Genomic DNA, 12,012 nt, shown 5'->3' on the forward strand with positions numbered 1-12,012 from the left:
CCCAAATTTGAGAATGTGAATTAAATGCAATATACGAACCACAAAGGACGCAAAGTACACAAAGGAAGAGGCAAGAAGGAAGAAGAAGTTATCTCTATTTCTGAATTTCTCTGCGCCTCTGCGTCTGGTGGGTGATAATCCAAGCCAAATAATTAACTTCTAAGTTGTTTCATTGACCAAATAATGGCATGAGCGCCTAGCATTTTGGAGTATACTTTTCCCTGATTATCGTGTATAATAAAATCTGCGATCGCACTACTACCAGTCTTAGCTTTTATTTCACAAGAAACGTAAAATGGTTCATTATGTGGAGTAGGAGCAAATTGTTCAAATTTCTCTACTTTTCCGGGTAAGCAACCTTCTTGATGAAAGTGCTGTGTCCAAATCCATAAGGCGTGCATACTCAAGTCTGTTGTATAAGGATTCACCCATTTAACGGGGAATTGTCCTTGTTTTTGAGGGCTGAGTTCTGTCCACAAACATTCTGTGGTGATTTTTTCAGGTGTAATATTTAAAACTCTTTGGACTTCTTGAAATGAAGGTCCATGAAATAAGGTGGCTCCGCCATTTTGATAGAAGTCTTTACCTGTGGCGGTAATGATGTTATCTGGATTTAGATTGATAGCTTCATAAGTAGGAACAGGAGGAATTATCCTATGCAGGTTGAGTTGAGCGCTAAAATGATAATGGGTTTTTCCGGCTGGGTTTTTACTCCAGATTTTAGCTTTAACTACAATTTTTTCGGCGTTGATTTTCTCAATTTCTTCTATGTCTAGAATGTGTTCTTTGGCTAAGTTATGATTGAAGGTGATTCCCTTCAAAACTTTGAAATCTGTGTAATTGAATAATCGATAACCGGGATACATTTCCTCACAGGAGTTAATGATCCAAGACATGGCACAGGTAGCAGGTAATACTGGAGAACCTGCGATCGCATGATCGTATAAAAAGGGATTGGCTTCCAGTTTCATCTGGCGACGGATGCGATGAGTCCGCAGTTGGGAGTCTAATTCTATACTTGGGAGAACCAGGGGACTACCAATGACAACTTGTGCAGTATCATTATGGGCTGGGTGCAGTTCGTTAACTAACATTTGTGTACCCACATCCACAGGAATAATCTCAATTCCTCTTTCTGCAAAGGCTTTTTTTAGTTCTGGGGACACCATCCCACTATCCCAAGCGCCCCAGTTAATGGCGACGACATGACACTGAGGATAATTTTGCTTGATTAAATGGGCTGATTTGTTGAGAATTTCGTTAGCGATCGCATAATCAGATTGTCCAATATTGCCGTAAAATCCAGTTACGGAGGAGAACAATACTAAATGCTGGAGTTGCTCAAGGTTCACGCAAGTCAGGAGATTTTCTAATCCTTGCACTTTAGCAGTGTAAACCTTCTCAAAATCCTGTTCTGTTTTCTTTTCAATTAGCTTATCAGCTAAATTTCCCGCCCCGTGGATAATCCCAGTGATTGCGCCTACAGCCGCTAATTTTTGCTGTAAATCTGCAACATTGGTGACATCTACACTAATATATTCGGCTTGAGCGCCTGTTTCTTGGATGCTTGCTAAGGTTTTCTTAATTTCGCGACTGGAAACGATTTTGTTATATATCTTCAGTACACTCATAGGAGTTGGTTTTTCTCCTTGAGACAGAAGATTCTCCATGATGCGTTTCTTTAAGGCGGGTTCTTCGATACAATCTTGAGCAAATTCTGGTTCAATTTCTAAAAGCTCGGAACGACCAAGGAGAATAAATTTACAAGGCTGGTGCTGCGCCATTTTAATCGCACATTGGGCTGTAATCCCTTTTGCACCACCACTTACAACAAAAACTGATGAAGGGCGAATCTGTGTTTGTGTAGTCATATTTTTTTATGATTAAAGAGGAACGAACCACAGAGACGCAGAGTACACAGAGAGATTAGACTTAGTGTTCTTTCTTCTTTGCGCCTTTGCGCCTTTGCGTGAAACAAAAAATATTTCTGTAATGAAGAGGGAAATATAGAGTCCTATTTATCGAACCGCCAAGTCGCCAAGAGCGCCAAGGAATGATTTAGGACTACTATATCTCCCTCATTCCCTTACTTTTCGACTGAAGCAACTAAGGTTACGCGTCCTTGGGAACCGTAAGCGACTTCACTGATATAATTATTTGGGTCGTGCATTTCAGCGATAATATATTCTGCTGACTGGTGAGGATTTATAGCTGGACTTAAGTCAATGGCGCGAGTAAATACTTTTGGCCATTCCCATTTCAGAGTCTTGGTTAGTCCAAATAATCCGGCTCCAATGGCTCCGAAGTTGACGTTATGTTCTAACCCAAAAGCACCATCTAAACGATTTACAGTTAAGAAACAACTGCGTTCGTAACGCGCTACTTCGTTGAGGGTTTGCTTGAGATGTTTGGCTATGAAGAAGACGTGCTTGACAATGGCTTTTTCTTGTTCTATGTAAGCTGGGGTCTGATTTCCGGGAAATACTGGATGAATATGGATGAAAGCGCCAATGGTGCCGAAGTGAGTCGCGATCGCAGATAATTTATGTTGGAGTAATTCTTCGGTCATATCTGCGAGGACTACGCGATTCACTCCGGCTGGTAAAAGCGATTGTTGGGGAACGATAGATGGGGGGAAACTTAAAACTACTACTTTCCCACCCCGTTCGCTTAAAGTTTGAGCTAATTTTGAGGTGGTGAGGGAACCATCATCAGTAATTACACTAACGTGTCCCTCTGGTAAAGCAAAGTCTAAACTATCCGGTGGTGGGAGAAATTGCAGTTTAGCTGGTCGCCGTGTCACACCGTCTATTACCTGGACTGGCTGGTAACTAAAGTCCGGTTGAGACTTTTTTTTTTCACCCCCAGCAGCTAGCTTCTGGAGATAATCAACTATTTGACCAATGGTGCGGAGGTCTCCCAATTCTTCTATATTGGGCTGGGGTAAATTTGGGTACTTATCTTGCATCGCTCCCAATATTTCTACCCGTTTAATGGAGTCAATTCCTAAATCAGCCTCCATATCCATATCCATCTCTAGCATCTCTACTGGGTAGCCAGTCTTATCACTGGTAATGCTTAACAAGGTTTCACCCAAGTCTGCGTAATCATCAGTAGCTGCTATTTCTGGTTCTGGTTCTAGTTCTGTGGGGATAGGGGTAGAGACAACCGGGCTGGTCGTCTCTACGGGACTGGGGATTTCGTTGTCCCCTATGGGGATAAGGGACAAGGGGGATTGAGTAGATTCTAGCACGACTTCTTGAGTAGTCATAGCAGCACTGCCAGAGACTTGGGATTGCAGGTATTCTACAACTTCACCGATGGTGCGTTTTTCTGATAATTCTTCTAAATTGGGCTTGGGTAGGTCAGGGTACATATCCTGTAACGCGCCCAAGATTTCAACTCGTTTGATGGAGTCAATACCTAAGTCAGCCTCCATGTCCATATCCATTTCCAGCATCTCTACTGGGTAGCCAGTTTTATCGCTGGTGATGGCTAACAAGTTGTTACCTAATTCGGCTAAGTCGATAGTAGAAGCAGCTACAGGGGCGGGTGCTGGTGGAATTTCTACTACAGGCGCGGGTGCTGGTATTGCTGCGACAGGTGCGGGCGGAATTTCTACTATTAGCGCGGGTGCTGGTATTGCTGCTACAGGTTCAGGTACAGTTTCGACTACTGGTGCTGGTGTCACAGCTACAGGTGCTGGTGGAATTTCTACTATTGGCGCGGGTGCTGGTGTCAAAGCTACAGGCGCGGGTGCAGTTTTGCTAACAACTGTCTCTGTGGGCTGAGTAGCTACCTGAGTGGAGATAATTTGAGAATATTCTTGTTGAATGAGTTGGAAAAAGTTCTTGGCGTATTCTAACTGTTCCAGAAGATATTGCTCATGGATGCGTAGGGTTTCACCTTGTTGGCTGTGAAACTGCATCATTCCCCGTTCCACACTTTCCTTGACAACTAGCTGGATTTGTGCTGCTTCATCGTTAGACTTGCTGTTAGCAAACACAGCGTTTTGTTGCTGCATCAATTGGAAAAACGCTTTGGTATATTCCATCTGATGTTGCAGATAAGTCCCGTGGACTTGCAGATTTTCAGTTTGATTTTGCTGGAACTGTGTTAGCAGATATTCTAAACTTTCTAACGCCCGTTGATAATTTACAGGTTTTTCTGGTGTTGGTTGCATTTTTGTCTCCTGGGCTATTGCTGTAGGAAGAATCACAGGATTCATTTGAGCCTGGGGTGCAGAATTAGTAGATTTATGTGAAAATTCGGGCAGACTATCTGTAGGATGGGCAACACGTCCATTAGTGCTATGTTCTTTCACTGGTGGAGTTGCTACTACTTCGGAAAATTCAGGTGCGGTAGTGACAGGTAAACTAACTTGATGTCCGTTCTGCAAAGCTTCAGTAAAAGCGTTCTTGGTTTTTTCGGAGACATAGTTAATGCCGTTTAAACGCACATTTAACGCCTTCTTCTTCTCTGCTGGAGGTAGTACAGGTTCAACTTGATAAGGATCGAGGTTTTTCAAAGATAAGCCCACGACACGCAACTGTACAGCCGCTTCTCTCAGAGAGCGATCGCTGTTCTTTTGAGTGCTGGGGTTCAAAGAGATGGTAAGATGTGGGCGATCGCCTAAAATATCTTTAACCAAGTTGGTCAAAATCCGCCGGGGACCAAACTCCACAAAGCAATAGCCACCCGCAGCATAGATATTTTCGATTTCCTGTTTAAACATCACCGAAGTAGAAAGGTGAGTTTCCAGAATTTTTTGAATACCCTGAGATTCTTGGGGATAGGGTTTCCCTGTAACATTAGTGAAGACAGGAATTTGAGGCTGATTGAATTTAACAGATTTGGTCGCGATCGCAAAAGATTTTTGAGCAAAAGCAATCAGCGGCGTGTGGAAAGCTGCGGACACAGGTAACACCACAGCCGTACAACCTTGTTCCTGTAAAGCTTGTCTCACCTTAGCGACTTCTGCCGTCGGTCCTGCCAAGACAATTTGTGTGGGAGAATTAAAATTAGCAATGGTAACCTGGGGATAATTCCGCAGCACCAGCGCAACTTTGCTGATTTCTTCCTTCACCGCCAACATACTTCCAGCATCGTGGTCTGGGTCTTCTGGCGCAGCCATAGCTTGACCTCTAGACTTCACGAGAAACAAGTAATCTGCTTCACTCAAAACACCCGCAGCCCATAAAGCTGTCAATTCTCCAAAGCTGTGTCCCGCCACAAAATCGGATTTAAATCCAGCTTGTTGCAATATCGAATACAGACCAGCGCTAAATACCCCAATAGCAGGTTGAGCGTATTCTGTGCGTTGTAGTGCGGCAATTTGGGCATTTTTTTCTGCCTCATTAAACACCGGATGCGGAAAGACAATTTCCGAAACTGGTTGCAAATTATCCTTGAGTAACAAACTATCCATACAGCCATGTAAACGGCGCATAGTCGGAAAGTTCATTACCAATTCCCGCCCCATTTCCAGGTATTGCGAACCTTGTCCAGAGAATAGAGAAACAACCTTTCCGCCCAAAGCCATCCCAGAGGAACGGTAATAAATACCCTGGGGATGTTCCCAAGACGTTGCAGAAGCCTTGTTTTTCAACCAGTCAATACTTACTTGCATAAACTTACAAGCTTCTTGCAGATTCTCAGCCACAAATCCCACTCTAGCTGCAACCTGGGGAATTTCTACTGATTGGCATTCTTTAACTAATGCGGCAAAATGTCTTTCACCACCATCTGACTGCAACTGATTGAGAGTTTCTGCACATTTACTCAAAAGTTCTGCCGGATTGTTAGCAAACAGCAACACCTCACGGGCGGTACTGTGTAAACGGTAAGGAAGATTTTCTTCAGTTTCGTATTCTTCCAAAACAACGTGATAATTTGTGCCGCCAAAACCGAAAGAACTCACCCCAGCCCGTCTTGGCGCTTCTCCTTCCGCCCGAATCCAAGGTCTGGTTTGGGTATTCAAATAAAATGATGAATTTTTGATATCCAGTTTAGGATTTGGTTCAGTAATATTGATTGTCGCGGGTAAAACTTTGTGATGCAAAGCCAAAGCAGTTTTAATCAAACTTGCAGCCCCAGCCGCAGCTTTGGTATGTCCAATTTGAGACTTCACACTCCCCAAAGCGATATGCTGTCTTTGTACATCATGTTTGCCAAAGTAATCTTTTAAAGAACCGAACTCAATGGGGTCACCAGCCATTGTCCCAGTCCCGTGGGCTTCCATTAACCCCACAGTTGCAGGAGAAAAGCCAGCATCATCATAAGCACGTTCCAAAGCTTTGACTTGGCCTTCCTTGCGGGGAGCATAAATACTCTTGTAGCGACCATCGCTAGAAGTCCCAATTCCTTTAATCACCGCATAAATTTTATCATTGTCCCGTTCCGCATCTTCCAGGCGTTTGAGGACATACATACAAACACCTTCACCCAGCAACATCCCATCAGATTTAGCATCAAAGGGTTTGGCGTTTTCACTGGGAGAAACGGCCGGGGTTTTGCTGAAGGAGATATAAGCCATGATTGTGTTGTCGGTATCAACACCACCAGTCAGCATCATATCAGCCCGATGTTCCACCAGTTCGCTAATGGCCATTTTCAAAGCACCAAAGGAACTAGCGCAAGCCGCATCCACGACACAATTTGTCCCACCAAAATTCAAGCGGTTGGCAATTCTTCCCGCAACCACATTCGCCAACATTCCAGGGAAAGCATTTTCATCCCATTTGATATAGGCGCTTTTAATTTTTTCGATAATTTTTTGAGTATCTTCATCAGAAATACCACTACTTTTGAGTGCCTTTTCCCAAACAGGATACTCTAACCGAGCCGAAAGTGGCATTCCCAATTGCTTGGCCATCGCCACCCCTAAAATTACCCCAATCTTTTCGCGGCTAAATTCACGCGACTCACCATAACCAGCATCTTCCATTGCTTCTTTCGCAATCACCAAACTTAATAGCTGGGAAATATCTGTAACTTCCAAGATGCTGGGAGGAATCCCAAATTCCATCGGGTTAAAATCAATCTCTGGGATAAACCCACCTCTTTTACAGTAGGTTTTGTCTTCCGGGGTTCTGGGGTTGGGGTCGTAATAATCTTCGACGCTCCAATGTGTGGCAGGAATATCAGTGATACAATCAATTTTGTTAACGATATTTTGCCAGTATTCCCGTAAATTTCTCGCTTGAGGTAATAGAGAAGCCATACCCACAATGGCTATAGGATTTTGTTCTAATTTTCTATTAATTTTGTTAACTGACATTGGTTGTTCCTTGTGCAATTTTCTTTCCTCTATTGACCTAATCAAAGTTTTTTCAACACTTTTGATAAGGCTGTCTAACTCTGCCAAAGCCGTATCAATTGAATAAGCAGACATAGGGCATATACTGTTCTTAAGTTCTGTGGATTGCGATAGCTTGCGTGGCGATAGCCATAGCGACAGTAATTTTTCTTTTCCACTGACAATGAGCTATTTTTTCTGACAAACAGCTAGCTAATACCAATTCGTAATTCTTAATTCGTAATTCGTAATTAAGGATTTGTCTGATTTGGGAGAATTGGTTATTATCTATCTACCTTGAGGGGGCGAAGTTAACTGTTTGTTTCTAAACCAACACCACACGATATATACTGCCTTTCCGCCTTAATAAATGAATGCTTTGAGCATTTTCAGGCAATTTCGGAATACAGCATTCGTGCAATCATGTTATACAACACTCGATTCTTGATATTGAGGCAATAGGTCAATAACGTTGTTGAAGCTAGAAAAATAGTCTTGGAGGACGTTAGCTGCTTGACCAGTGAATTCCATCCATTCGTAATGGTAGAGATGTTCAGCAATTGTATCCCACTGGATTAAGGGAAACTGAGGAGTAGCTACGAGGACAGAAACGCTTTTTTCTCCCAAACTAGTTTGAGTATCTAGCCTAACCGCAGCCACGTAGCTGGTGTTAATGACAACGTTCTGTATCTTGATAAATGCCATAGCCAGTTTCAGCGTCCAGGATAATTTATTTTAAGCAATTTGACCCAGAAAAGTTGACAACTTCGTTACAGAACAAACATTACCCTAAATTCTGAATTCATGCACTTTTCTGAAGAAATACTCACACACTTATAGGGTGATGCCAATGCGGTTAGGTTTAGTTTTGCTGGTTTAAATTTCCACAAAATGACTAATTTTTCTTGCCGCTTTGAAACGTTTGAATTAATAAAAACAATAGCATGATTCACAGAAACTAAATCATTTGTTTAAAGTAATTTTATAATAAAACTAGATTCTTGCTGGTATCAATTTTGAAAATAGCCCGGCACACAAGTATAGTTAAAGACTGAAATACAATGCTAATAATTTGGGTTAATTGCTTTGCTAGTATAGGTTTTTATCTCAGTGCGTATATATTTCTAATCAATCTAAAATTCAAACAATACATCAACAAAGTACAAAAATATCTATATTTAATTTTCAGCAGAACATCATAATTAAAGGGAATAATTCGATAATGTTTAAAGATAAAAGTACCTATAGAAAGCAATAGTAATTTATAAAGCAAACATTAATTTAGAAGATAGTGCATAATAAACAAAACTCGTTTGTGATGAATCGCCTAAACTGTGACAGCATCTAGTAATATCTGACAAAGCAGTTACAGATTTAGAAATAGCTTTGTGAGTCAAACAATTTTAGATTTTGGATTTTAGATAGCGCAGCGTTAGCGAGTCCGCGAGCGTCTTTTGGATTGACTCCATAGATAAATCAGGGGGTTTGTATCCTTAAGGAACTATTGCTCAACTGTGCCTGAATGTCTCTGTGGTAAAAAATCTGATAGCTGGCGTGGCGATTGCCATAAATACTAAGACACCAAGTCAATTTTCTGCGGTAGTTTACCAGTCCATTTCTGCCACCGCATGATCCCCCGATTCACCAATTGGGGATTTTCATCGCCAACAAAACAAATCCGCCCCATTCTTTCACAAGCAATGAGAATTTCGCCGTTTCCCATAAATGGAGCAATTACAAAGTTATTCTGATTGGTATACAAATTAATTAAGTAGTTGACAATACCTTCTACTCCGTCAATATTAATTGGTGTCTGTGGCTGAGATATTGATTGATGAGAAAAAATGCCCACATAAAGATTACCTAGAACTAATTCATATTGAAAAGGCATTTGGCTATGGCGATAAAAATCATAAATATGACCCTCAGAACGCAGCACCGCCACCACCCGCGCTTCATCCACTAAGTAATTATGCTCCCAAGTCTGAGAAAGGGTGGCGATCGCTAAAGCAGCATCTGATGGTAACAGGTTTCTAAACTCTGAACTAGCAGTACGATCACAATACACTAGATGCCGTCCCAGCATCCATTCTTCACCAACTTTAACACTAGGTTCATGACTAGAAGCTACTTCCGGCTGGCGTTGATTTTTCTTAAGCGCTAACTTAGCTTCCCGTTGCGCCATAGCACTTTTGTATGCCAAAATCTGTAAATCTTTCTGCTTCGCCCTAGCTTCCAGCATCAATTGGGCTTGCTTTGCCGATTCTGCTGCATCTCCCCTCGCCTCGGCTAACTCCCAAGCCTTTTGAGACTCTTCCGCCAAAATACGCTCTTTACTCCCAGCCCTAGCCACCTTGAGTAATGCAGTCGGACTATCAGCAATAGGCGAACCCTTAATAATCTGTTTCACCTCAGAGTGAATACTTTTAGCAATCTGCTTACCGTGCTGAAAGGTGCGTTCAGAGTAACCAACTTCTCTAGCTAACTCCACAGTCCGCTTTAACGGTGGTGCAACCATTTCACCACCTTTGGCTGTATATTGATTATCGCCAACCTTTGCCCTCAATCCCATCCGCGCTAAAATTTCATCTCGCTCAAACCACAATTCCGAACGCTCCAGTGGTTCCAACTCATTGCGAATCAAATTTTCATCAATTTCCGCCAACCGGGATTGATCAGAATTTTCATAGTTAACAATATGACACTCAACAGCCTCTAGCCCCAAAAGTTTGCAAGCCGTCAAACGATGTAGCCCCGCAATCAAATTCAGCTTTTGATCCACCGTAATCGGGTTTAATAAACCATTAGCCCGAATCGACTCCTTCAACTCATTAACCTTTTCCCCCTTGACTGGACGGCGATTCAGACCAATCCGAATTTGATCTATGGACACTATAGGCATAATTACTAAACTTGAGTGCAGTGAGTCAAAGGTATATCTCAATATATTGCATCAGTATACTCAATGGCGAATCAATGAGGCAGGGGGGCAGGATGCAGGGTGCAGGGGAGAAGAAGAAAGGGGCGAGCTTGGTAAATTCATATTTACACCTAGCAACCCCTATTGACAAGACTAGCAATATTTGCAATTCTGAAGCAGGAGCTAAACCAAGTTTTCCCAGTTTATTTTCTTAGCGCTGCGAACATCTTAAAATCTAGCCTTTTATCCTATCCATATTGTATTTTACGCTACTTGATGCGGTGTTAAATTAGGATACAACTAAGGAAGATTGGAAGTGACACCACCATTAAGTTTGCGGTTAATCTAGTAATTCAAGACGGCTGTACAGGCGTACAACGATTTATATAGAACTAATTTAGACCTCTCAATTTACTAAAAGTTAAACCAGAGAGAAAAACTTCTTTTGGTTAATTTGCAGATGAGTCTATTGCATTCAAATGATAGAGCCATTTAGGCTGTCCCCTGGCATAGCACAATTGGAATAAAAATATGGCAGCAAACAAAGAACGCCAGTTACTCACAAAACCCCTCGGTCGGTGGCGGGTAATTTTAGCAGCTTCTATCGTTTTAGCGACTGGATTAGGATTTTTTTACAGCTTTTCACAAAATCGATCGAGTTCTCAAGTTCAAACTTCCACAGAGAATTTGCCCAAAGCCACCGAAACCGCTACCCCAGTAAAACTTGCGGTGACAGCTTTAGGACGTTTGCAACCAGACGGTGAAGTTACTAACTTATCTGCTCCCAATTCAGTCAACGGTGTGCGGGTAGAAAAAACCTTGGTGAAGGAAGGAGAAGAAGTTAAAGCTGGGCAAGTATTGGCATATTTAGAAAATTATGCTCGCTCCACAGCCGCCCTGCAACAGGCTTTAGATCAACTGGAAATTGCTAAAGCTAAACTAGCACAAGTCCAGTCTGGAGCGAAACCCGGAGATATTGCCGCCCAAAAAGCTGCGATCGCCCGTTTAGAGTCACAATTAAAAGGAGACGTTGCGGCTCAACAAGCCACAATCAACCGTATCCAGGCGGAAGTAGATAACGCCGACAGCGAAAACAATCGATATCAGCAGTTATACAAAGACGGTGCAGTTGCCGCCTCCGTAGCAGATAGTAAAGCTTTACAACTCAAAACTGTACAACAGCAGCTCATAGAAGCCAAAGCCAACCTCAACCGCACTCAAAACACCCTTCAAGACCAACTCAAAGAAGCCAAAGCCAGACTTAACAGTATTAGCGAAGTACGTACCGTTGACGTGGAATTGGCACAAACTGAAGTTAAGAGTGCTGTAACAGCCATCAAACAAGCAAAAGCAGACCAAGAATTAACCTACCTCAAATCTCCCATAGATGGTCAAATTTTAAAACTTCACGCCAAAACAGGAGAAGTAATTAGTAGCAATGGATTTGCGGAAATAGGTAAAATTTCTCAAATGTATGTCATTGCGGAAGTTTATCAAACTGATATTCAAAAAGTCAAATTAGGTCAAAAAGCCACCATTAATAGTAATGCCTTTCCCGGAAGCATACAGGGAACTGTCAGCGAAATTGGTTGGCAAGTTGACAGACAAAGCATCTTCAGTCTTAATCCCGCAGCAGATACAGACCGCAGAATAGTGGAAGTAAAAATCAGCATCAATGATCCCGCAGATATTCAACGTGTAGCTCGTTTAACAAACTTACAAGTAGATGTCGCCATTCAACTCTAAAACCATTTGCTTGTAAAGTTGCGCTAAATTTTCTTTCCTTCTTTTCTTT

General features: G+C 42.2%; 5 protein-coding genes. 1 reads left to right on the plus strand and 4 read right to left on the minus strand.

The window, feature by feature from the left end; genetic code table 11:
• Window positions 1-152: 152 nt before the first annotated feature.
• The 4 genes from AACX33_RS10380 to AACX33_RS10395 all read right to left on the minus strand — a co-directional run bounded on the left by AACX33_RS10380 (window position 153) and on the right by AACX33_RS10395 (window position 10,199).
• Complete coding sequence (locus AACX33_RS10380; protein WP_194003326.1) at window positions 153-1,871, minus strand: SDR family NAD(P)-dependent oxidoreductase; 1,719 nt, start codon at window positions 1,869-1,871, stop codon at window positions 153-155.
• A 215-nt stretch (window positions 1,872-2,086) separates the two neighbouring features.
• A complete protein-coding gene (locus tag AACX33_RS10385; RefSeq protein WP_194003324.1) occupies window positions 2,087-7,393 on the minus strand; it encodes a type I polyketide synthase in 5,307 nt (1,768 codons plus the stop codon).
• A 330-nt stretch (window positions 7,394-7,723) separates the two neighbouring features.
• Window positions 7,724-8,002 (minus strand): hypothetical protein, encoded by a 279-nt coding sequence (locus tag AACX33_RS10390; RefSeq protein WP_089092126.1) that lies wholly within the window; start codon window positions 8,000-8,002, stop codon window positions 7,724-7,726.
• 868 nt (window positions 8,003-8,870) lie between these two features.
• Window positions 8,871-10,199 (minus strand): ParB N-terminal domain-containing protein, encoded by a 1,329-nt coding sequence (locus AACX33_RS10395; protein WP_194003322.1) that lies wholly within the window; start codon window positions 10,197-10,199, stop codon window positions 8,871-8,873.
• 549 nt (window positions 10,200-10,748) lie between these two features.
• On the opposite strand from AACX33_RS10395, the gene AACX33_RS10400 reads away from it, so the two are divergent.
• Window positions 10,749-11,963, plus strand: coding sequence for an efflux RND transporter periplasmic adaptor subunit (locus AACX33_RS10400; protein WP_194003320.1), 1,215 nt, complete (start codon window positions 10,749-10,751; stop codon window positions 11,961-11,963).
• Window positions 11,964-12,012 lie beyond the last annotated feature (49 nt).

The sequence above is a fragment of the Nodularia sp. LEGE 04288 genome, assembly GCF_963896525.1.
Classification (GTDB): domain Bacteria; phylum Cyanobacteriota; class Cyanobacteriia; order Cyanobacteriales; family Nostocaceae; genus Nodularia.